Annotated in this window: 19 protein-coding genes and 1 tRNA gene; 3 read left to right on the top strand and 17 right to left on the bottom strand. The window is 72.4% G+C overall.

Annotated features, from left to right (window positions below; genetic code table 11):
- From ruvA to pgsA, 9 genes are all read right to left on the bottom strand, one after another.
- Entirely contained in the window at positions 1-606 is a 606-nt protein-coding gene (ruvA, locus tag ACFWJB_RS12995) for a Holliday junction branch migration protein RuvA (protein WP_385472905.1), read from the bottom strand.
- Positions 603-1,187, bottom strand: coding sequence for a crossover junction endodeoxyribonuclease RuvC (ruvC, locus tag ACFWJB_RS12990; RefSeq protein ID WP_385472903.1), 585 nt, complete (start codon positions 1,185-1,187; stop codon positions 603-605). Before ruvC ends, ruvA begins: the two co-directional genes overlap by 4 nt.
- 117 nt (positions 1,188-1,304) lie before the next feature.
- Entirely contained in the window at positions 1,305-2,057 is a 753-nt protein-coding gene (locus ACFWJB_RS12985; protein WP_386922130.1) for a YebC/PmpR family DNA-binding transcriptional regulator, read from the bottom strand.
- Between the two features lie 48 nt (positions 2,058-2,105).
- Positions 2,106-2,714: a pyridoxal 5'-phosphate synthase glutaminase subunit PdxT gene (pdxT, locus tag ACFWJB_RS12980; RefSeq protein ID WP_386922128.1), complete on the bottom strand. Its 609-nt coding sequence runs from the start codon at positions 2,712-2,714 to the stop codon at positions 2,106-2,108.
- Between the two features lie 12 nt (positions 2,715-2,726).
- On the bottom strand, positions 2,727-3,638 hold the full coding sequence (pdxS, locus tag ACFWJB_RS12975; protein WP_350719183.1) for a pyridoxal 5'-phosphate synthase lyase subunit PdxS: 912 nt from the start codon (positions 3,636-3,638) through the stop codon (positions 2,727-2,729).
- Between the two features lie 285 nt (positions 3,639-3,923).
- A complete protein-coding gene (locus ACFWJB_RS12970; RefSeq protein WP_385469484.1) occupies positions 3,924-4,466 on the bottom strand; it encodes a hypothetical protein in 543 nt (180 codons plus the stop codon).
- A gap of 169 nt (positions 4,467-4,635) precedes the next feature.
- Positions 4,636-5,802: a glycosyltransferase family 4 protein gene (locus ACFWJB_RS12965; protein ID WP_385469486.1), complete on the bottom strand. Its 1,167-nt coding sequence runs from the start codon at positions 5,800-5,802 to the stop codon at positions 4,636-4,638.
- The gene (locus ACFWJB_RS12960) at positions 5,799-6,728 is read right to left on the bottom strand and encodes a phosphatidylinositol mannoside acyltransferase (protein ID WP_386922125.1); all 930 of its coding nucleotides are present in this window, start codon (positions 6,726-6,728) and stop codon (positions 5,799-5,801) included. The genes ACFWJB_RS12965 and ACFWJB_RS12960 overlap by 4 nt, the downstream gene beginning before the upstream one ends.
- Entirely contained in the window at positions 6,725-7,450 is a 726-nt protein-coding gene (gene pgsA / locus ACFWJB_RS12955; protein WP_385469517.1) for a phosphatidylinositol phosphate synthase, read from the bottom strand. The genes ACFWJB_RS12960 and pgsA overlap by 4 nt, the downstream gene beginning before the upstream one ends.
- Positions 7,451-7,655: 205 nt before the next feature.
- Between pgsA and ACFWJB_RS12950 the strand changes: the two genes are divergently transcribed.
- Both ACFWJB_RS12950 and ACFWJB_RS12945 read left to right on the top strand, forming a co-directional pair.
- Positions 7,656-9,854 (top strand): elongation factor G-like protein EF-G2, encoded by a 2,199-nt coding sequence (locus ACFWJB_RS12950; RefSeq protein WP_386922123.1) that lies wholly within the window; start codon positions 7,656-7,658, stop codon positions 9,852-9,854.
- Positions 9,855-10,073: 219 nt separating this feature from the next.
- A complete protein-coding gene (locus tag ACFWJB_RS12945) occupies positions 10,074-11,735 on the top strand; it encodes a hypothetical protein (RefSeq protein WP_385469492.1) in 1,662 nt (553 codons plus the stop codon).
- Between the two features lie 128 nt (positions 11,736-11,863).
- Here the strand turns inward: ACFWJB_RS12945 and ACFWJB_RS12940 are convergent, their stop codons facing one another.
- The 4 genes from ACFWJB_RS12940 to ACFWJB_RS12925 form a co-directional block, all read right to left on the bottom strand.
- Positions 11,864-12,409, bottom strand: coding sequence for an HIT family protein (locus tag ACFWJB_RS12940; protein WP_385469494.1), 546 nt, complete (start codon positions 12,407-12,409; stop codon positions 11,864-11,866).
- 79 nt (positions 12,410-12,488) lie between these two features.
- Positions 12,489-14,465 carry a threonine--tRNA ligase gene (gene thrS, locus ACFWJB_RS12935; protein WP_386922120.1) on the bottom strand — a complete coding sequence of 659 codons (1,977 nt, stop codon included), beginning with the start codon at positions 14,463-14,465 and terminating at the stop codon, positions 12,489-12,491.
- Between the two features lie 92 nt (positions 14,466-14,557).
- On the bottom strand, positions 14,558-15,784 hold the full coding sequence (locus tag ACFWJB_RS12930; protein ID WP_386922118.1) for a hypothetical protein: 1,227 nt from the start codon (positions 15,782-15,784) through the stop codon (positions 14,558-14,560).
- Positions 15,781-16,347: a DUF4365 domain-containing protein gene (locus ACFWJB_RS12925; RefSeq protein ID WP_385469501.1), complete on the bottom strand. Its 567-nt coding sequence runs from the start codon at positions 16,345-16,347 to the stop codon at positions 15,781-15,783. The genes ACFWJB_RS12930 and ACFWJB_RS12925 overlap by 4 nt, the downstream gene beginning before the upstream one ends.
- Before the next feature lie 171 nt (positions 16,348-16,518).
- Here ACFWJB_RS12925 and ACFWJB_RS12920 point away from each other — a divergent pair, with 171 nt between their 5' ends.
- Positions 16,519-17,244 (top strand): 3'-5' exonuclease, encoded by a 726-nt coding sequence (locus ACFWJB_RS12920; RefSeq protein ID WP_385469503.1) that lies wholly within the window; start codon positions 16,519-16,521, stop codon positions 17,242-17,244.
- Positions 17,245-17,291: 47 nt separating this feature from the next.
- Here ACFWJB_RS12920 and ACFWJB_RS12915 read toward each other — a convergent pair.
- The 4 genes from ACFWJB_RS12915 to ACFWJB_RS12900 form a co-directional block, all read right to left on the bottom strand.
- Positions 17,292-17,363 (bottom strand) — tRNA-Val (locus ACFWJB_RS12915).
- Positions 17,364-17,402: 39 nt separating this feature from the next.
- Positions 17,403-17,852: an SRPBCC family protein gene (locus tag ACFWJB_RS12910; RefSeq protein WP_386922115.1), complete on the bottom strand. Its 450-nt coding sequence runs from the start codon at positions 17,850-17,852 to the stop codon at positions 17,403-17,405.
- A gap of 39 nt (positions 17,853-17,891) precedes the next feature.
- Entirely contained in the window at positions 17,892-20,627 is a 2,736-nt protein-coding gene (locus ACFWJB_RS12905; RefSeq protein WP_386922113.1) for a Tat pathway signal sequence domain protein, read from the bottom strand.
- Between the two features lie 95 nt (positions 20,628-20,722).
- Positions 20,723-21,322 carry a hypothetical protein gene (locus ACFWJB_RS12900; RefSeq protein ID WP_385469509.1) on the bottom strand — a complete coding sequence of 200 codons (600 nt, stop codon included), beginning with the start codon at positions 21,320-21,322 and terminating at the stop codon, positions 20,723-20,725.
- Between the last annotated feature and the right edge of the window lie 12 nt (positions 21,323-21,334).

The following is a 21,334-nucleotide window of genomic DNA, read 5'->3' as shown; positions in this document are numbered from 1 at the left end:
CTATCGGGCGCGGTTCAGTGTCTGCAGGGCGGCCTTGAGCAGCTGCCCCACCTGGGGCGTGCCCGCGGCGGCCTCCGCCTGGGGGGCCACGGCGGACACGGCCTCGTCGGCCTCCCGGGTCGCGTACCCGAGGCCGATCAGGGCGGCGTGCAGCTGGTCGCGCCAGCCGGGGCCGGCCGGGGCGCCGACGGCGGGGGCACCGACCGGTTCGCCGAGGCGGTCCTTCAGTTCCAGCAGGAGCTTCTGGGCGCCCTTCTTGCCGATGCCCGGAACGGCGGTCAGGGCCTTCTCGTCCCCGGTGGAGACGGCTCTGCGCAGGGCGTCGGGGCTGTGCACGGCGAGCATGGCCTGCGCCAGGCGGGGGCCGACGCCGCTGGCGGTCTGGAGCAGCTCGAAGACCTGGCGTTCGTCGTCGTCGGCGAAGCCGTACAGCGTCAGGGAGTCCTCGCGGACGACGAGGGAGGTGGCGAGCTTGGCGGGCTTGCCGACGCGGAGGGCGGAGAGCGTGTTCGGCGTGCACTGGACGGCCATGCCGACACCGCCGACCTCGACCACCGCGGTGTCGGGGGCGAGGGCGGCGACCGTGCCGCTGACGAAGGCGATCATGCCGTGTGGCCTTTCGGTGCGTGCGGGGCTTTCGGGGTGCGCGGGCCTCCCGGCGCCCGGAGGGTGCGGGAGGCGTGCTGGGCGGCGGCCTGCTGGAGCCGGTTCTGCGCGGGGGCGCGCCAGATGTGGCAGATGGCGAGGGCGAGCGCGTCGGCGGCGTCGGCGGGCTTCGGGGGCGCGGCCAGCCGCAGCAGGCGGGTGACCATGGCGCCCACCTGGGCCTTGTCGGCGCGTCCGCTGCCGGTGACGGCGGCCTTGACCTCGCTGGGGGTGTGCAGCGCGACGGGGATGCCGCGACGGGAGGCGCACAGGATGGCGACGGCGCTGGCCTGGGCGGTGCCCATCACGGTGCGGACGTTGTGCTGGCTGAAGACGCGCTCCACGGCGACGAACTCCGGCCGGTGCTCGTCCAGCCACTGCTCTATGCCCTGCTCGACGGCGACGAGGCGGTGGCCGAGGTCGGCGTCGGCGGAGGTGCGGACGACGCCGACGCCGATCATGGTCAGCGGCCTGCCCGCGACGCCCTCGACGACACCGACGCCGCAGCGGGTCAGCCCCGGGTCCACCCCCAGTACACGCACGCCCACGCCCTCCCGTCGATCACCTGTTTGTGCAGGCTATCGGGTACCACCGACAACGGCGGCGGGCCGGGGGACGTGTCCCTCCGGCCCGCCGGACCGCCGTCGCGTGTGCGGACGCTACGCGTCGACCTTCTCCATGACCTCGTCGCTGACGTCGAAGTTGGCGAAGACGTTCTGCACGTCGTCGCTGTCCTCGAGGGCGTCGATCAGCTTGAAGATCTTCCGGGCACCGTCCTCGTCCAGCTCGACCTGCATGGTCGGGACGAAGTTGGCGTCGGCGGACTCGTAGTCGATGCCGGCGTCCTGGAGGGCGGTGCGGACCGCGACCAGGTCGGTGGCCTCGCTGATGACCTCGAAGGTCTCGCCGAGGTCGTTGACCTCCTCGGCGCCCGCGTCCAGGACGGCGCCGAGCACGTCGTCCTCGCCCAGCTCGCCCTTGGGGACGATGACGACGCCCTTGCGGTTGAACAGGTACGACACCGATCCCGGGTCGGCCATGGAGCCGCCGTTGCGGGTCATGGCGACGCGGACGTCGGAGGCGGCGCGGTTGCGGTTGTCGGTGAGGCACTCGATGAGCACCGCGACACCGTTGGGGCCGTAGCCCTCGTACATGATCGTCTCGTAGTCGGCGCCACCGGCCTCCAGGCCGCCGCCGCGCTTGACCGCGGAGTCGATGTTCTTGTTCGGGACCGACTGCTTCTTCGCCTTCTGGATGGCGTCGTACAGCGTCGGGTTGCCCTCGATGTCGACGCCGCCCATGCGCGCCGCGACCTCGATGTTCTTGATCAGCTTCGCGAAGAGCTTGCCGCGCTTGGCGTCGATCACGGCCTTCTTGTGCTTCGTCGTAGCCCATTTAGAGTGGCCGGACATCTGCCTGTCTCCTTCGCGTAACCCATCTCTGCAACGAACGCAGGAATCCTACAAGGACTCCGCCGCCCGGTTCGCGCGCACCATGTCGGCGAAGAGGCGGTGGACGCGGTGGTCGCCGGTCAGCTCCGGGTGGAACGACGTGGCCAGCGCGTTGCCCTGGCGGACCGCGACGATGTGGCCCTCGTGCTCGGCGAGCACCTCGGCCGCGGCGCCCACGGACTCGACCCAGGGGGCGCGGATGAAGACGCCCTCGACGGGATCGCCCCCGACGCCCGCGATGTCGACGGCCGCCTCGAAGGACTCGTTCTGCCGTCCGAAGGCGTTGCGGCGCACGATCATGTCGATGCCGCCGACCGTCTCCTGTCCGGAGCGGGGGTCGAGGATCTTGTCGGCCAGCAGGATCATGCCGGCGCAGGTGCCGTAGACGGGCAGGCCCGCGCGGACGCGTGCGCGCAGCGGCTCCATCACGCCGAAGAGGACGGCCAGTTTGGAGATGGTGGTGGACTCACCGCCGGGCAGCACGAGGCCGTCGACCTCGGCGAGTTCCTCGGGGCGCCTGACCGGCCTGGCCACGGCATCGGCCGCGGCCAGGGCGACGAGGTGCTCCCGTACGTCGCCCTGGAGGGCCAGGACTCCGATGACGGGGGTGTCACTCATGGGTCCTGTGCCCTACCAGCCGCGGTTGGCGTAGCGCTCGGTCTCGGGGAGGGTGTCGCAGTTGATGCCGACCATGGCCTCGCCGAGGTTGCGGGACGCGTCCGCGATGATCTTCGGGTCGTCGTAGAAGGTGGTCGCCTTCACGATGGCGGCGGCGCGCTTGGCCGGATCGCCGGACTTGAAGATGCCGGAGCCGACGAAGACGCCCTCGGCGCCGAGCTGGCGCATCAGCGCGGCGTCGGCGGGGGTGGCCACACCGCCGGCGGAGAACAGGACGACCGGGAGCTTGCCCAGCTCGGCGACCTCGCGGACCAGCTCGTACGGGGCGCGCAGCTCCTTGGCGGCGGCGTACAGCTCGTTGTTGTCGTAGCCGCGCAGGCGGGCGATCTCGTTCTTGATCTGGCGCAGGTGGCGGACGGCCTCGACGACGTTGCCGGTGCCGGCCTCGCCCTTGGAGCGGATCATGGCCGCGCCCTCGGCGATGCGGCGCAGGGCCTCGCCGAGGTTGGTGGCACCGCAGACGAACGGCGTCGTGAAGGCGAACTTGTCGCTGTGGTTGACCTCGTCGGCCGGGGTGAGGACCTCGGACTCGTCGATGTAGTCGACGCCGAGGGACTGCAGGACCTGGGCCTCGACGAAGTGGCCGATGCGGGACTTGGCCATCACCGGGATGGAGACGGCGTCGATGATGCCCTCGATCATGTCCGGGTCGGACATGCGGGCCACGCCGCCGTCCTTGCGGATGTCGGCCGGCACCCGCTCCAGGGCCATGACCGCGACGGCGCCCGCGTCCTCGGCGATCTTCGCCTGCTCCGGCGTGACGACATCCATGATCACGCCGCCCTTGAGCTGCTCGGCCATGCCGCGCTTCACACGGGCGGTGCCGGTCTCGGGGGCCTGGTTTTCGGAGAGCGTGCTGGACACGGATACCTCGCTGAAGGGAAAAGGGGGTGTTTCTGCAGCACTGAGGTAACGCGAACGGACCAGGCCACAGCAAGGGCCAATGGACAGTCGGTGGATCCTTTTGCGGGCGAAGGGCCGGGACGCGGGCAGGAGCTGTCGTCCGGATCGGCCGGGTCGGGGAGCCGGTGCGGCCCCGCGACGCCGGCGTGAACCGGACGACGGGGCCCTAGGGCCTGTCGTTTGGATCATGCCGGCCCGAGCGGGACGCGCCGTCCGTCACAGCCGGCCTGATCCAAACGACAGACCCTAGGCGGCCCGGTCCACCAGCGCCGCCGGCGGCTCGTCGTCCATCTCGAAGGCCAGCGGGAAGGGGGCGTGTCCGGCCAGCCGGAACCAGCGCACCTTGCGGTGTTCGCGCAGGCGCCGGGCGGCGCCCACGGCGTCGTTGTGGAAGCGCCGGGCCATCGGCACCCGGCGGACCGCCTCGGTCAGTTCGCGGGCGGCCTCCTCTCCCCCGGGTGCCTCGCGCACGGCCTCCACCTGCCGGACGTCCTCGAACACCACCCGCAGGGCCTGGCTCAGCTCGCTCTCGGCGACCTCGCGCTGTTCCTCCTCCGACTGCCGGGCGGCATGCGCGGCCTCGTACAGGACGATCGAGGCGGCCGGGTCGAGCACGCCCGAGGTGGCCAGCTCCTGGGCCACGGAGGCCCGGCGCAGCAGCTGTGCGTCGAGCGCGGCACGGGCGGCGTCGATGCGGGCGTGCAGGCGGTCCAGCCGGCCCGCCGTCCAGCTCAGATACAGGCCGATCGCGACGAGGACGGCCAGGATCCAGATGAGGGTTGCAGTCACGGGCGGCAACCCTACGGGAGCGCTCCGCCGGGCCGGGCGGGTGCCTGGTGCCGGGCGTCACCGCGGGGCCGCGCCTCCCGGGACGCCCTCCGGCCATGACGGCCTCGCCCTCACACGCCGGTCGGGGTGCACGACCGGCGCCGGCTCCCGGACCGTCCGGTCGCGGACCTCAGTCCTTCGCCGCCAGGCCGAACCGCGCGCGCAGGCCCGTCGCCCGCTCGTCCGCCGCCACCGCGGCCGCTCCGGCCGTCACCGTCTCGTAGACGGACAGGATGTCCGCGCCGACCGTCGACCAGTCGAAGCGCCGTACGTGCGCGCTGCCCCGCTCCCGCAGCCCGGCCCGGCGCTCCGGGTCGGCCAGCAGCCGTACCGCCGCGTCGGCCAGCGCGTCGGCGTCCTCGTTGGCGAACAGCTCGCCGGCCGCCCCCTGGTCGAGGACCTGGGCGAAGGCGTCCAGGTCGGAGGCGAGCACGGGAGCGCCCGCCGACATGGCCTCGACGAGGATGATGCCGAAGCTCTCGCCGCCCGTGTTGGGCGCCACGTACAGGTCGACGCTGCGCAGGAGACGCGCCTTGTCCTCGTCGCTGACCATGCCGAGGAACTCCACCCGGGAGCGCAGCTCGGCGGGCAGGGACGCCACGGCCTCCTTCTCGTCGCCGCGTCCGGCGACCAGCAGCCGGGTCTCCGGACGTGCCGCGAGGATCTTGGGCAGGGCCCGCATCAGCACCGGCAGGCCCTTGCGGGGCTCGTCGATGCGCCCGATGAAGCCGATCGTGCCGCCCTGCCACTCGGGCTTCGGCTCCGCCCCGGCGAAGAAGCCGACGTCGACGCCGTTCGGGATCACGACCGCGTCCCCGCCCAGGTGCTCGACGAGTGTGCGGCGGGCGTACTCGCTCACCGCGATCCGGGCGCTGATCTTCTCCAGGGCGGCCTGGAGGATCGCGTAGGCGGCGATCATCGCCCGCGAGCGCGGGTTGGAGGTGTGGAAGGTGGCCACGATCGGGCCCTGCGCCGCCCAGCAGGTCAGCAGGCCCAGCGACGGCGAGGTCGGCTCGTGGATGTGGATGACGTCGAAGGCGCCCTCGTGCAGCCAGCGCCGGACCCGGGCCGCCGACAGGAAGCCGAAGTTCAGGCGGGCCACCGAGCCGTTGTACGGCACCGGCACCGCGCGCCCGGCCGAGACGACGTACGGGGGCAGCGGGGTGTCGTCGTCGGCGGGCGCGAGGACGGACACCTCGTGGCCGAGGCGGATGAAGTACTCGGCGAGGTCGCGGATGTGGAACTGGACGCCGCCCGGCACGTCCCAGGAGTACGGGCAGACGATGCCGATCCTCACGAGGCGTCCCGCTCGCCGGGGGCGGGTGCCTTGGCCGGGTCCAGGTCCCTCAGCCACAGCCGCTGCAGCATGTGCCAGTCCTCCGGGTGGTCGGCGATCCCCGTGGCGAAGGCGTCGGCCAGCGCCTGGGTCATGACGGACGTCTTCTCGCGCCGGGTACCCGACTCGGGCACGGGGACCGGCGCGTGGACCCGGCCCCGCATGACCGGCGAGTCGTCGTACCAGAGCGTCACCGGCAGCAGCCGCGCACCGGTCTGCTGGGCGAGCAGGGCGGGCCCGGCCGGCATGCGGGCCGTCTCGCCGAAGAAGCCGACCTCCACGCCGGAGGCGGACAGGTCGCGGTCGGCGACCAGGCAGACCAGGCCACCGTCGCGCAGCCGCCGGGCGAGCGTGCCGAAGGCCGTTCCGCCGCTGTGCGGCAGGACCTCCATGCCGAGGCCCTCCCGGTAGGCGACGAAGCGGTCGTAGAGCGTCTCCGGCCTGAGGCGCTCGGCGACGGTCGTGAACGGGATGCCCAGCCGGGTGGTGACCCAGGCGCCGGCGAGGTCCCAGTTGGCCAGGTGCGGCAGGGCGAGTATCACGCCCCTGCCGGCGTCCATGCCCTCGGTCAGGTGGTGCAGGTCCTTCGGGTCGAAGCCCTCCCTGACGCGCTCGGCGCTCCAGGCGGGGAGCCGGAAGGACTCCATCCAGTACCGCAGGTACGAGCGCATGCCCGCGCGCGAGAGCTCGGCGAGCCGCTCCGGGGTCGCGTCGGGCACCACGCGTGCGTAGTTGCCCTCCAGCCGCCGTACGCCCGTGCCGCGCCGCTTCCAGGCGAGGTCCGCGACCGTGCGGCCGAGGCGCACCGCGACCGGCTCGGGGAGCTTCTTGACGGTGCTCCAGCCTGCGCCGTACAGGGCGTCGGACAGCCGCTCGCGAGCGCTCACTTCGCCGCCTCGGTGCCCTGGTTCTCCTGCGCGGCGGCCTCCGCCTCCGCGGACTCCCGGCGGACCGTGACGACGCGCTGGACCAGCGTGACGAGGCTGCCGACGGCGACGATCCACAGGGCGATCGGCAGCAGGTACTGGATACCGGGCACGCCGAACTTGTGCAGTCCCGCGAAACCGGCCGCGACCAGCGAGATCACGAGGCGCTCGGCGCGCTCGACCAGCCCGTTGACGGCGACCGGCAGACCGATCGACTCGCCGCGCGCCTTGGTGTACGACACCACCTGGCCGCTGGCCAGGCAGAAGATCGACACGGCGCACAGCACGTTGTCGTCGCCGCCGCCCGCGTACCAGAGGGCGAAGCCGCCGAAGATCGCGCCGTCGGCGACCCGGTCCAGGGTGGAGTCCAGGAAGGCGCCCCAGCGGCTGGAGCGGCCGAGCTGGCGTGCCATGTTGCCGTCGACGAGGTCGGAGAACACGAACAGCGTGATCACGACCGTGCCCCAGAAGAACTCGCCCATGGGGTAGAAGACCAGCGCACCCGCGACCACCCCGGCGGTGCCGATCAGCGTGACCGTGTCCGGGCTGACGCCCCTGCGGATGAGAAACGCGGCGAACGGTGTGAGGACACGCGTAAAAAATGCACGCGCGTACTTGTTCAGCATGGCCTTCCCGACGGTCGGTGTGGCCGCGCGGCCCTTGCTGGCCACCGGCTGGCCCATCGTAGTCACGCGCGCGCATGCGCGGCGGACGGGCACCCGGACCCGTTCTCCGCCGCCGGCGGGGCCGGGCTCCGTCCGTCGTATGGACGCGGCGTGACGGGAGTGGGAATCTCGAAGGACCGCGGGCGTCGCCGGAGCCGCCAGTGCACGCGGTCCCCGCGCGTCCGCGCCCACAACGACCTCACCGTGCACGGGAGGCAAGGACATGGGCGACAAGGCACATACCCACCCCGGGGCCGCCGGCAGGGCAACGGCGGCCGACCATCCCGCGTCCGTACGGAATGTGGTGCTGGTCGGCCACTCCGGATCGGGCAAGACGACCCTGGTGGAGGCCCTCGCGCTGACCGCGGGAGCGGTGAACCGGGCCGGCCGCGTGGAGGACGGCGGCTGCGTCTCGGACTACGACGAGATCGAGCACCGGCAGCAGCGCTCGGTGCAGCTCTCCCTGGTGCCGGTGGAATGGGACGGCATCAAGATCAATCTGTTGGACACCCCCGGATACGCCGACTTCGTCGGTGACCTCAGGGCCGGTCTGCGCGCCGCGGACGCGGCCCTCTTCGTCGTCTCGGCCTCCGACGGGGTGGACGGCTCGACCCGCATGGTGTGGGACGAGTGCGCGGCCGTCGGCATGCCGCGCGCCATCGTCGTCACGCACCTGGAGGCGGCCCGGGCCGACTTCGAGGAGATGACGCGGATCTGCGCCGAGGCGTTCGGCGGGGACGACCCCGACGCCGTGCTGCCGTTGTACCTGCCACTGCGCGGACCGCAGGGGCCCGACGGCCACGCGCCCGTGACGGGGCTGATGGGGCTGCTGACGCAGCGGCTGTTCGACTACTCCTCCGGCGTGCGCGAGGAGTCCGAGCCGGTCGGGGACCAGCTGCCGGTGATCGAGGAGGCCCGCAGCCTGCTCATCGAGGGGATCATCGCCGAGAGCGAGGACGAGACCCTGATGGACCGCTACCTCGGCGGCGAGCCGGTCGACGTCGGCACCCTGATCCAGGACCTGGAGCGGGCCGTCGCGCGCGGCGCGTTCTTCCCCGTGCTGGCCGCCGCCCCCGCCGCCGGGGGCGCGCGGCAGGGACTGGGCACGGTCGAGCTGCTGGAGCTGATCACCCGCGGCTTCCCGACCCCCCTCGAACGCGAGGCGCCCCGGGTGACCACGCCCGACGGCACACCGCGCGAGCTGCGGATGTGCGACCCCGGGGAGTCGCTGGTCGCGGAGGTCGTCAAGACGTCCTCCGACCCGTACGTCGGCCGGATCTCGCTGATCCGCGTCTTCTCGGGCACCCTGCGGGCCGACCAGACGGTGCACGTCTCCGGGCACGGCCTGGCCGACCGCGGCCACGAGGACCACGACGTCGACGAGCGGATCGGCGCCCTGTCGACGCCGTTCGGCAAACAGCAGCGGCCGGTCACGCACGTGATCGCGGGTGACCTGGCGTGCGTGGCGAAGCTGACCCGCGCGGAGACCGGGGACACCCTGTCGGCCAAGGACGACCCGCTGCTGATGGCTCCCTGGGAGATGCCCGACCCGCTGCTGCCGCTCGCCATCCAGGCGCACAGCAAACCCGACGAGGACAAGCTGTCCCAGGGGCTCGCCCGGCTGGTCGCCGAGGATCCGACGATGCGGCTGGAGCAGAACCAGGACACCCACCAGGTCGTCCTGTGGTGCCTGGGCGAGGCCCACGCGGACGTCGCCCTGGAGCGGCTGCGCAGCCGGTACGGCGTCCAGGTCGACGTCGTGCCGCACCAGGTGTCCCTGCGGGAGACGTTCGGGAGCAGGGCGACCGGGCGCGGGCGGCACGTCAAGCAGTCCGGCGGGCACGGGCAGTACGCCATCTGCGAGATCGAGGTGGAGCCGCTGCCGGGCGGTTCGGGCATCGAGTTCGTGGACAGGGTGGTCGGCGGAGCGGTGCCCCGGCAGTTCATCCCCTCGGTCGAGAAGGGCGTGCGGGCACAGGCGGCCAGGGGGGTCGCCTCGGGGCATCCGCTGATCGACGTCCGGATCACGCTGCTGGACGGCAAGGCGCACTCGGTGGACTCCTCCGACGCCGCCTTCCAGACGGCCGGCGCGCTGGCGCTGCGCGAGGCCGCGGCCGACGCCCGGATCCATCTGCTGGAGCCGGTGGCCGAGGTGGGTGTCCTGGTCGGCGACGACTACGTGGGCGCCGTGATGAGCGACCTGTCGGGGCGGCGCGGCCGGGTGCTCGGCACCGAGCGGACCAACGGCGGACAGACCCTGATCCGGGCCGAGATCCCCGAGATCGAGATCGGCCGGTACGCGGTGGACCTGCGCTCCCTGTCGCACGGCACCGCGCGCTTCGACCGCCGGTACGCGCGGCACGAACCGATGCCGCCGCAGGTCGCGGAACGGCTGCGCGAGGAGGTGCGTGCGGCCTCCTGACGGCGCCGGGACCGGCGCGGGCCGCCCCGCGCCGGAGGCCCGCCGCCCCGGCGCACGACGGCGCATCTCGGCATCAACCCGCGCGCGCGGGGGCGCCTTTGGCCGTCCGGTGACGCATGCCGGTGGCTGCGGATACGCTGATGACCTGATCAACAGGTGTGCGCGGCAGGGAAGTCGGGAAGGCCGCAGGAGCGACAGTGGTGGCGATCGGGGGCGGGAATGACCGTTGACGGCGGTTACGCGGACTTCTTCGGACCGCAGGTTCCGCGTACGGACGACGGGGGGCAGACGGCCACCTTCGCGCTGGCCTCGGCCGCCTACCGGGACGACCCGATGGAGGAGATCAAGAAGGCCGACAACGAGTGGCACCAGACGACCGTCAACACGGGCCGCTCCTGGGCCACGATCTTCCGCCCCAATCTCGGCGAGGCCTTCTCCCGCGCGGTGGCCGACCGCATGCTCGGCGGCGACCGCAAGCCGCTCATCCAGTCCTTCGGGGCCGAGCCGCAGGTGGTGGTGGAGCACTGCCTGGCGGCCAACGGCATCCGCAAGGCCCGGGACAACCGGCTGACCATGGTCAGCGTGCTGTGCGGTCTGCTGTTCCTCCCGGGCGCGCTGGTCTGGCTGCTCGGTTTCCAGATCCGCACCACGGTCGCCAAGGCGGAGAACAAGCAGGCCGGGGCGCTGGGCACCGCCGTGCTCGTGGCGATCGCCGCGCTGGCCGTGCTGTTCCTGATCAAGATGCCCTTCTCCGGCTTCTGGGCCTGGTACGCGCGCGCGGCCGTCGTGATGCCCGTCGTCGGCTGGTTCTGGGCCAAGCGGATCTGCGAGCGGACGGCCAGGGACCTGCGCGAGCGCTGGGACGGCCTGCTGTCCGGCAGCGGCATCGGCGCCAAGGTGCCCGAGGCGGTGCCCAGCAACCCGAACGAGACGGCGGCCGAGCAGCTCCGCCAGTCCCTGGCGAGGCTCGGCGCCGAGCAGCAGTCCAACTCCGTCTTCTACGCCGGTCCCAAGGGCGTCCTCGGCATGGGCACCCGGTGGGGCAGCTGGCAGCTCGCCGAGGAGCTGGTGCCGGCCGACCCGGCCCGGGAGATCCACCCGTTCCGCAGCTGGGACGTCATACGGTCGATCCACGACCAGCTGCGCATGCTGGAGCGCGGCCCGCTGAACACCGGCGGCTTCACCAAGCCCTCCATACGTCACTGGATCGTCACGCCGATCGGGGAGAACGCCAAGGCGGTCTCCCGCCCCGAGGGCACGGACGTCGAGGCGTACCAGGTCAAGCCGCACGCGATCCAGGAGATCTGCAACAAGCAGCAGTTCGGCGCCGGTGACCGGCACTACCTGGGCGTCCAGTGGACGCTGTGGGACGGCCAGTTGGTGATCACGATGCTGATCACGGTCACCGTGCTGCACTCGACGCTGCGCATCGAGGTGACCGGGCACGCCCTGGGTCCGGTCAACCCGCTCTTCACGACGAAGCCGGAGGCTCCCTCCAAGGAGGTCGCCAAGTCCTTCAAGCCGTGGGAGACGCGCAAGGTGATGCTCCCCCTGGTCACCGCCAACGAGGTGGTACGGCTCGCCGTCCGCGCTCCGCTCACGTGGTACCCGCCCCTGCTGAACTGGCTCGGCGGCACGATCGGTCTGCCGGAGCCCTTCGGTCTGCGGCACGCGTGGGCGGACCAGCCGTGGCGGCACCGCTTCATGGCCGACGACGCGCTGCGGGCGGCGACGCCGGTGCTGCGGGTCGTGCACTCGGCCGCCATCCGGGTTCTGGAGGAGAACGGCGTGGACACCGAGAAGTTCGGGGCGCGGTCGGCGTTCCTCAGCACGGCGGTGCAGGATCCGTCGCCCCGGAAGGCCGACGTCTACGACGCTTAGGCCTCCGGCCGCCGGGCCGGAGGCGTGCGGGCGGCGTCACCGGGGGCGCGCCCCCGGACCCCGGCCCGAACGGCCTCGTCCTCGAACGCCGGACGGGCCGGCGGGTGCGGCCCGAACCCGGGCTCCGGCTAGGCCGGCCAGGCCTTCGCCAGCATCGTGCGCGTGTCCCCCAGCAGCTGCGGCAGCACCTTCGTGTGGCCGACGACCGGCATGAAGTTCGTGTCGCCGCCCCAGCGGGGCACGATGTGCTGGTGCAGATGCGCGGCGATGCCCGCGCCGGCCACCGTGCCCTGGTTCATGCCGATGTTGAACCCGTGGGCGCCGGAGGCGGTCCGCAGGGCCGTCATCGCCTGCTTGGTCAGCAGTGCCAGCTCGGCCGTCTCGGCGTCGGTCAGCTCGGTGTAGTCGGCGACATGCCGGTACGGGACGGTCATCAGGTGGCCGCCGTTGTACGGATACAGGTTGAGCACCGCGTACACGTGCTCACCGCGCCGGACGACGAGCCCGTCCTCGTCGGACTTGGCCGGGATGGAGCAGAAGGGACAGCCGTCGTCGGCGCCGGGGCCGCTCGGCTTGTTCTCACCCTGGATGTAGGCCATCCGGTGGGGCGTCCACAGGCGCTGGAACGCGTCCTGCGTCCCCACTCCGATCTGCTGCTCCGGCTCACTCGTCATGCGTGCAGCATATGGCGTCACCGGGGGGCCGCGGAAAAAGCCCCCGGGATCGCTCCCGGGGGCCGTGCGGTCCGTGCGGTCAGACCTGCGCCCGCTCCTCGACGACCTTCGCGATCTTCGCGATGGCCTCGTCGACGGGGATGCCGTTCTCCTGCGAGCCGTCGCGGTAGCGGAAGGAGACGGCGCCGTTGGCCATGTCCTCGTCACCCGCGATGACCATGAAGGGCACCTTCTGCTTCTGGGCGTTCCTGATCTTCTTCTGCATGCGGTCGGAGGAGGAGTCCACCTCGACGCGCAGGCCCTGCCTCTTCGCGGCCGCGGCGAACTTCTCCAGGTACTCGACGTGCGCGTCGCCGATCGGGATGCCGACCGCCTGGACCGGGGCGAGCCACGCCGGGAAGGCGCCCGCGTAGTGCTCCAGGAGCACCGCGAAGAAGCGCTCGATCGAGCCGAACAGCGCGCGGTGGATCATGACCGGGCGCTGCTTGGAGCCGTCCGCGCCGGTGTACTCCAGGTCGAAGCGCTCCGGCAGGTTGAAGTCGAGCTGGATGGTCGACATCTGCCAGGTGCGGCCGATGGCGTCCTTGGTCTGGACGGAGATCTTCGGGCCGTAGAAGGCGGCGCCGCCCGGGTCGGGGACGAGGGGCAGGCCCTGCTTCTCGGCGACCTGGCGCAGGGTTTCGGTGGCCTCTTCCCAGGCCTCGTCGGAGCCGACGAACTTCTCCGGGTCCTTGGTGGACAGCTCCAGATAAAAGTCGGTCAGACCGTAGTCGCGCAGCAGGCCGAGGACGAAGGTGAGCGTCTTGTCGAGCTCCTCCGACATCTGCTCGCGGGTGCAGTAGATGTGCGCGTCGTCCTGGGTGAAGCCGCGGGCCCGGGTCAGGCCGTGCACGACGCCCGACTTCTCGTACCGGTACACGGTGCCGAACTCGAACAGGCGCAGCGGCAGCTCACGGTACGAGCGGCCACGCGCGTCGAAGATCAGGTTGTGCATCGGGCAGTTCATGGGCTTGAGGTAGTAGTCCACGCCCTCGTCGAGCTGCATGGGCGGGTACATGCCGTCGGCGTACCAGTCCAGGTGGCCCGAGGTCTCGAAGAGCTTCCCCTTCGTCGCGTGCGGGGTGTAGACGAACTCGTACCCCTCCTCCTCGTGGCGGCGGCGCGAGTAGTCCTCCATGACCCGGCGGATGATGCCGCCCTTGGGGTGGAAGACCGCGAGGCCGGAGCCGATCTGCTCCGGGACGGAGAACAGGTCCAGCTCGCTGCCGAGCTTGCGGTGGTCGCGCTTCTCGGCCTCGGCGAGGAACTCCAGGTGCGCCTTCAGCTCCTCCTTGGAGGGCCAGGCGGTGCCGTAGATGCGCTGGAGCATCGGGTTCTTCTCGCTGCCGCGCCAGTAGGCGGCGGCGTTGCGCATGAGCTTGAACGCCGGGATGTTCCTGGTGGTGGGCAGGTGGGGACCGCGGCAGAGGTCCTTCCAGCACAGCTCGCCGGTCTTGGCGTCCAGGTTGTCGTAGATCGTCAGCTCGCCGGCGCCGACCTCGACGTCCGCGCCGTCGTCGTGGGAGGCGGAGCCCTTGAGGCCGATCAGCTCCAGCTTGTACGGCTCGTCGGCGAGCTCCTCGCGGGCGGCCTCGTCGGTGACCACGCGGCGGGAGAAGCGCTGGCCGCGCTTCTGGATCTCCTGCATCTTCTTCTCGATGGCCTTGAGGTCATCGGGGTGGAAGGGCTTCTCGACGTCGAAGTCGTAGTAGAAGCCGTCCTTGACGGGCGGCCCGATGCCGAGCTTGGCCTCGGGGAACAGTTCCTGCACGGCCTGGGCCATGACGTGCGCGGTGGAGTGGCGCAGGATGTTGAGGCCGTCCTCGGAGGAGATCTCGACGCCCTCGACGGTCTCACCGTCCCGGAGCTCGTACGCGAGGTCCCTGAGCTCACCGCCGACGCGGGCGGCGACGATCGAGCGCTCGCCGGCGAAGAGCTCGGCGGCCGTAGTGCCCGTAGTCACCACGCGTTCTTCCCGCTCGGAATCGCGTTGGATGATCACACGGACGTCTGACACCGGTCTCTCCTGACTGAAGGCGGGGCTGCGGCGCCATACCGGAGCGCACGCATGAGGGCGATCGTACCGACCCGGGCCCGCCCCGGTCGAAGTCACTCCCCGCCGCAGGCCTCCCCGAAGACGTCCAGGTTCTCGTGGAGGGCCTTCAGCAGCCGGTCCCGCTCGGCGTCGTCGACCTGCACGGGGGCGACCTCGCAGGCGCCGGTGAGGCGGCGGAATCCGCCGCGGCTCTCGAGCCGTCCCAGCACGCGCACGGGCAGCCCGACGAGGTGCGCGTGCCCGGCGATCCGGTACGCCTCCTCGTCCAGGGTGATCCGCACGTGCGGGACGTCGGCCCCGGCGAGCACCCGCAGCCGTACGGTGCCGGCGCCGCGCGGGCCGGTTCTGCGCATCCGGACGACCGTGCCGGTGAGCCGCACCGGTACGGACGGCTCCGCGCGCAGGTAGCGGGCACCGGCCTCGCGCAGGGCAGGCAGGTCGCCGGGCGAGAACTCGACGGGTTCGGCGCGGGCGGCGCAGCCCTCGGGGACCCCGGCGGCCGGGGCCCACGCCACGGCGACGCGGGCGCCCTCCGTGCCGCGGACGAGGGTGACGAGCGCCTCGGTGAGTTCGTGGCTGACGCCCGCCGCGACGGCGCTGTCGAAGGCGTCCATGGCGCCGGTGGCCCGCCGGTAGTCGACGGCCTCGCGGGCGGCGAAGAGGGCCTGGTGGAGGCGGACGGCGAGGGGGCGGCCGGTGGTGACGGGCACGAAGGCGGTGAGGCGGCGGCCGTCGGGCGAGGGGCCGACCAGGACGTTGGACAGGGACGCGGCGGCGGAGCGGCGGTGCCGGGCCCCGTGGTAGCCGGCCCGCGCGCGGGTGGCGAGGGCGCCGGCGAGGAGGATGCTCCGGGCGGCGGAGCGCAGTTGCTCCTCCACCGTCCAGGGCGCGGTGCCGGCCGGGCCGGTGGGCAGGTCGCGCCACCAGCGGATCTCGTCGCTGGGCACGGCGAGGGAGACGAGGATCTCCCGGGCGGAAGGCGCGGCGCTGCGGGACAGGGCGAGCAGCGCCTCGCCGAGCAGGTCGTCGCTGTCGGGGAAGGCGCGGCTGTCGGGCACCAGCAGGCTGGTGGCGCCGCCGGGGCCGGGCGGGGTCCAGCGGCCGTAGCGGCCCGGGGCGCCGCCGCGCCGGTGCCAGCCGTGCCGGTGCAGCAGGGCGGCGAGCACGGCCGGGTCCACGGCGGCGGGCTCGGGCGTGCCGCCGTCGCAGGCGGCGCCGCCTGCGACGGCGGCACGGAGCCGGACGGGGCGCGGCGGCTCGTGGGTGGGGCGGTGCGTCATGGTTTCCCTCCCGTCCCGACCCGCGTCATGATCTCGCACAGCGCCCGGTCGTCGAAGACCCGCGCGGTCGGTATCCGCACGGTGGTGCGCCGCCGGCCCGTGACCGGGTGTCCGGCGAGGTTGGTCCAGTAGCAGCAGTGCCTGAGGTCCAGCCGGTCGTGGCCGGCGCGCAGCCACTGGTCCCGGGAGCGCGGGACGATCATCACGACCAGGATCTTGTGCACGGACACCGGGGTGCGGGCGAGCTTGGCCAGGTGGTCGTTGTCGAGCACGAAGGAGAAGAAGGGGCCCGGCGGGCCGGGCGGGATCTGGTAGGTCGCCTTGAGCTGCACCTTGATGGTGACCTCGTCGTCGACGGTGTGGCCGGGTGCGCTGTGGCTGACGTGCCAGTCGATGCCGTTGTCCGGGAAGGGCTGGGACAACGAGCAGCCGGCCGCCGCGGCGACCGCGTGCAGATAGCCGACCTGCAGGGTCTCCATGCAGGCGGTGGTGGCGAGGGAACCGCGAGTGGGCGCCGTGCGCTCGGGCAGCAGCCCGCCCCGTTCGGGCTGCGTTATGGCCATGACCAACAGCCTTCCAGAACTGGTGTTTCCGCGCTGCGGGTCGCTGAACTGCAAAGACCCGTACTCCTGTTGTGTCCTTCCGGCGTACGCCGCAAACAGCCCGGGTATCACCGAACCGGGACAGAGGACGGCGCGTCAGCTGCCGTGTACGGACGAGGAGTTGAGTGCCCTATGACGTGCTGGTTCGAGGGGCCGCTGGCGGCCTTCGACACGGAGACCACGGGTGTGGACGTCGAGACCGACCGAATCGTCTCGGCGGCCCTGGTCGTCCAGGACGCTCCGGGGCTCAGGCCCCGGGTCAGCCGCTGGCTGGTGAACCCGGGCGTGCCGGTGCCCGAGGCGGCGACGGCGGTGCACGGGCTGACGGAGGACCATCTGCAGCGCAACGGACGCTGGCCGGCACCGGTGATGCACGAGATAGCCGAGGCGCTGGGCGAACAGGCCCGGGCCGGACGCCCGCTGGTGGTGATGAACGCGCCGTTCGATCTGACGCTGCTGGACCGGGAGTTGCGCCGGCACCGGGCGTCGTCCCTGGCCGCCCGGCTGGAGCGGACGTCGCTGTACGTCCTCGACCCGCGCGTGCTCGACAAGCACCTGGACCGCTACCGCAAGGGCCGCCGCACCCTCACCGATCTGTGTGCGCACTACGGCGTCGAGCTGGAGGGCGCGCACGACGCGGCGGCCGACGCGCAGGCCGCGCTGGGGGTCGTCCGGGCGGTCGGGCGCCGTTTCCAGTCGCGGCTGGAGCGTCTGTCCGCCGCCGAGCTGCACACGCTCCAGGCGGTGTGGCACGCGGGGCAGGCCCGGGGTCTCCAGGCGTGGTTCGCGCTCAACGGGAGCGAGGAGGCCGTGGATCCCGCCTGGCCCCTGCGCCCGGACCTGCCCGCGGCGGCGTGAGCGCACGAAGAAGCCGGTCCGTCGCGTGACGGACCGGCTTTTCCCGGTGGGCGATACTGGGTTCGAACCAGTGACCTCTTCGGTGTGAACGAAGCGCTCTCCCACTGAGCTAATCGCCCGGGAACGCACTGAACAATACAGGGACCGGCGCGGTTCCTTCAAACCGCTCGCAGGTGGGCCGCCAGTCCGCGCCGGCCCGCCCGCATCATCAGCCGGTGGTTGGCCCGGAAGAGGGGCCGTCCCGGCACGGCGAGGCGGCGCAGCAGGGGCTTGCGGACGTCGACCTCCTGGTCGTAGCGGACGCGGGTGCCGCCGGTGCCGTCCGGGGCGACCGTCCAGCGGGCCCGGCCCTCGACGTCGCCGGACAGGGTGACCTCCAGCACACCCGCCGCCGGGTCGTGACGCAGCTCCCGCACGGTCTGGGTGAGGTCGTACGGGAGGAGGGAGCGGATCCGGACGATGCCGCCGGTGGCGTCGAGACGGGTGACCTCGCGGACCTGGGGCCACCAGCGGGGGTAGTCCTCGACGCGTTCGAGCGCGCGGTAGACGGCGGGGGCGGGCGCGGGCAGCGTCCACAGGCTGCGGAAGACGTAATGGTTCCAGTCCACCCGTGGAGTGTGCCCGCGCCCGCGCCGCTCACGTGCCGGCTACGGCATCCGGTCCCCCAGGAGCGCGAGGTTCTCGATGGCGGCGAGGCCGTAGAGGGCGGTGTCGTTGGTGGAGACCCAGCTCGCCTCGCTGCCGGGCACCAGGGCGGCGGGGCCGCTCAGCCTCTCCGTCGCCCAGGGTGCCGACTCCTTGTAGCCGTCGGAGTCGTAGAACCTGTCCCAGGCACGCTCGGCCAGCCGTGCGTCCCCGGTCCGCACGGCCGCGTAGGCGTCGAGGCGGGAGTGGCCCTGGAAGAGGATGAGGCTGCCGAAGTCCTTGCCGTAGCGGGCCGCCTGTTCGGCCTTGGAGGCGTTGAAGTAGCGGCAGTAGTCGTAGTACGCCTCGTTGAACTCCGGCATGTCGACCAGGTCGATCAGTTCGGCGCACAGTTCGCCCAGGCCGAAGACGGCCGACAGGTGGGAGACCTCGACCTTCGGGGCGTCGGCGACGGCGAATCTCCCGGTGTCCAGGTCGTACAGGCCGCTGCCCTGCACGAATCCGTTGGGCTGGGCGGCGATGGTCTCCATGGTGGACAGCACGCGGGCCCTGGCCTTCTCCCATCGGGGGCCCTTGCGTTCCCACTCGGTCAGCCACGCCGAGACCAGGCCGCTCCAGTCGGTGCCGAAGCCGATCGACAGGGCGTTGCGGTCGGGCGTGTACGGCTCGGTGCGGATCTTGCGGAGCGGGTCGAGGGCGAGGAAGGTCTCGTCGGAGTCGACGTTGGCGTGCATGAGGTCGCCGACGCGTTCGTCGGCGGTGAGGAAGTAGTAGAAGCGGCGGTAGGTGGTGTTGGCGATGCGCTGCTGCTTCGCGCTGTCGGCGTAGTGCTGCACGCCGTGCCGGGTGCCGAGGCCGGCCCACTTGCCGAGGTGGTAGACGTCGACCTCGCCGGTGTGCCGGGTCATCGCCTCGGCGAAGCGGAAGATGTCGGCGCGGCCGGAGCGCAGGTAGGCATACCAGAGCCACAGGTCGGGCGAGAGTTCCGAGTTGTCCCAGGCGTAGCCGCCGACGTCGTACCGCCACTGGTGCCGGACGGTGTCGTAGGTGTGCATGATGTCGCCGTAGTCCCAGAAGCCGTACCAGCGGCGCTGCTCCACCTGGTCCTTGTAGTAGGTGAAGAGGAAGTCGAGGTGGTCCTCGATCCTCGCCTTGGCGGGTGTGGAGCGGTCGGGCTCGGAGTAGAGGCCGCGGCCGAAGACCCCGGCCCGCACGAGCTGCCCGGGCGGGGCGGCCAGTTGCGGAAGGACGCGCACGGCCTCGACCTGTTCGGCGAGCTTCTCGGCGCTCGGGGTGGCGGCGTTGGCCCAGAACAGCAGCTCCGAGGTGCGGGCGATGCCGTAGGGGGTGCCGAAGCCGGGCTCGTGGTCCTCGTAGGTGATGTTGAGGCCCTCGAGCTGTTCGGCGTAGGTGTCCTGGCCCATGCCGTCGTGGTAGAAGCGCAGGTCCATGGGCTGGGCCTCGGGCGACCAGAGCCAGAGGGTGACCTCGGCGGCGTCGGTGTGGGCGTCGCGGACGTCGAGCTGGGCCGGGTACTTCTCCCAGAAGTCGCGCAGGCCGAAGGAGAGTCCGCCGCTCACGCCGCCGACGTAGCCGAAGCCGGAGGCGCGCCGGCCACCGCCGGCGCCGATCCAGCCGTGCCCCTTCCTGGTGCGCTTGCGCAGGGTGAAGCCGTCGGCGGAGAGCTGGGAGAGGGTGTAGTCGCCCCACTCGGGGATGTACTGGAGGCGGGTGGTGACGCGCTGGTCCCAGGTGGCGGGGTCGGGCAGCTTCTCCCCGGCGAACTGCGCCGCCTGGACGGCCGCCCCGGGATCGCGGCGCAGTCCGGTGATGCCCTTGACCGCCTCGCGCAGCAGGCCGGTGCCCTCGCCGCCGATGCGGACGTGGCGGTCGTAGGACTCGTCGCGCATCGGGACGGTGAAGCGGACGCCCAGGCCGCGGACGAAGTCGCCGCTCGCCCTGCCGGGCTCCTGGGTGCCGTCGAAGGTGACGGTGTGCACCATGCGGAAGGAGTCGGCGCCCGCGTAGAAGTAGAGGCGGACGGAGAAGGGGAGCCGGCCGCGTTGGCCCTTGCGGTGCCTGCCGTCGATGCGGACGACGGCGCGGACCGGGCCCTCCTGCTCGACCTCCACCTCGTCGACGGCGCCGTCGAAGCGCTCGTACGTCACCGTGCCCTGGTCGCCGTCCTCGATCTCGGGCTGGCGCAGCAGCACGAGGCGGCCGTTCCTCGCGATCTCGGTGGAGCCTCTGGTGACCGACTTGATCAGTGCGGCGCCCGACGTGCCGATCCTGGCGGTGATGACGCCGGTCGATACGTCGATGATGCCGCCGCGACGGCGGACGGTGACCCTGCGGGCGGGTTCGGCCGGGGTGCCGGCGGTCAGGGTGAGGGCGCCGTTGCCCGAGCCGACGGCGTGCGCGGTCCACTTCAGGGAGCCGTCGGGCCAGTACGCGAGGGGCCAGGACTGCACGGGTACGGCCGTGCCCTCCGCGTCGGTCACGGCGAACGACTGGTCCTCCTGGTGGGTGCCGCGGGGCCAGGGGACACCGACGGTGGAACCGGGGGCGGCGCCGAGACCGCCGTCCTCCAGCCAGGTCAGGGTGACGGGGCCGTCGCCGCCGGTCGGGGCGGCCGGCGCGGCCTGGGCGTTCCTGCTGCCCAGGGCCCGGCTGAACTGGGCGGCGGCTCCGGCCACGGCGGCCGCCTTGAGGAGGGACCTGCGCGGGATGGGGGACATGGCCTTTCCTTTCCGTTGCGTGGGGTACAGGAATGTCAGGGGCATGACAGAAAAGGGCGCCAGGGCGCCGGCCCGGTACGGGGTGACGTCGCTCGTCAGCGGTGCCGGTAGCGCTCCTCCACGGCGACGGCCGCCGCCGCGACGGCGCCCAGCACGGCGACCGCGAGCGGCGCGCTGAACCAGGCGGAACAGACCACCAGGGCCAGCCCGCCGACGATCAGGAAGGAGCCCGCGGGGTCGAGCACGGTACGGCGGCCGGCCTCCCCCAGCAGGCACCGCCAGGAGGCGCCGGGCCGCCAGGAGGCCGCCGCCCGCAGCCCGGCCACGACCGCGCCGATCAGGGCCAGCACCCCGACGGCGCCCACGAAGGCGCCGCCCGGCAGTCCGTTCCGTACGGCCCGCACGTCCACCCACACCACGGCGAGGGCGGCCCATCCGGCGAGCCCGACGAGCCACCCCCGGCGCAGCGCGGCCCGGAAGTCGGCCGCGAACTCGCGCAGGCCGCCCCGCTCGTGGGCGAGCCGGCGCCCGAGGTGCCGCGCGCCGGCCGCGAACGCGGCGGGGCAGGTGACCAGCGGCAGCGAGGCCACCGCGATCCACACCCCGGTCAGCAGGCACTCCGCGAACAGCGCGAACCGCTCGGCGAGCCGGGACTCCCCGCGTTCGGCCCGGGTCCCGGTGCGCGGCTCGGTCATGACCGGATCACC

This window comes from Streptomyces sp. NPDC127100 (assembly GCF_042724095.1).
Classification (GTDB): Bacteria; Actinomycetota; Actinomycetes; order Streptomycetales; family Streptomycetaceae; genus Streptomyces.
The sequence above is the reverse complement of the archived record's forward strand: the minus strand, read 5'-3'. Positions and strand labels throughout refer to the sequence as shown.

What these genes read in the sequence shown, in the direction of transcription:
- ACFWJB_RS12920 (WP_385469503.1), top strand. Translation starts at nt 16,519, where the DNA reads ATGACGTGCTGGTTCGAGGGGCCGCTGGCGGCCTTCGACACGGAGACC.
- pdxT (WP_386922128.1), bottom strand. Translation starts at nt 2,714, where the DNA reads ATGAGTGACACCCCCGTCATCGGAGTCCTGGCCCTCCAGGGCGACGTA.
- ACFWJB_RS12925 (WP_385469501.1), bottom strand. Translation starts at nt 16,347, where the DNA reads ATGGCCATAACGCAGCCCGAACGGGGCGGGCTGCTGCCCGAGCGCACG.
- ACFWJB_RS12985 (WP_386922130.1), bottom strand. Translation starts at nt 2,057, where the DNA reads ATGTCCGGCCACTCTAAATGGGCTACGACGAAGCACAAGAAGGCCGTG.
- ACFWJB_RS12900 (WP_385469509.1), bottom strand. Translation starts at nt 21,322, where the DNA reads ATGACCGAGCCGCGCACCGGGACCCGGGCCGAACGCGGGGAGTCCCGG.
- ACFWJB_RS12930 (WP_386922118.1), bottom strand. Translation starts at nt 15,784, where the DNA reads ATGACGCACCGCCCCACCCACGAGCCGCCGCGCCCCGTCCGGCTCCGT.
- ACFWJB_RS12905 (WP_386922113.1), bottom strand. Translation starts at nt 20,627, where the DNA reads ATGTCCCCCATCCCGCGCAGGTCCCTCCTCAAGGCGGCCGCCGTGGCC.
- ACFWJB_RS12940 (WP_385469494.1), bottom strand. Translation starts at nt 12,409, where the DNA reads ATGACGAGTGAGCCGGAGCAGCAGATCGGAGTGGGGACGCAGGACGCG.
- ACFWJB_RS12945 (WP_385469492.1), top strand. Translation starts at nt 10,074, where the DNA reads ATGACCGTTGACGGCGGTTACGCGGACTTCTTCGGACCGCAGGTTCCG.
- ACFWJB_RS12950 (WP_386922123.1), top strand. Translation starts at nt 7,656, where the DNA reads ATGGGCGACAAGGCACATACCCACCCCGGGGCCGCCGGCAGGGCAACG.
- ruvA (WP_385472905.1), bottom strand. Translation starts at nt 606, where the DNA reads ATGATCGCCTTCGTCAGCGGCACGGTCGCCGCCCTCGCCCCCGACACC.
- pgsA (WP_385469517.1), bottom strand. Translation starts at nt 7,450, where the DNA reads ATGGGCCAGCCGGTGGCCAGCAAGGGCCGCGCGGCCACACCGACCGTC.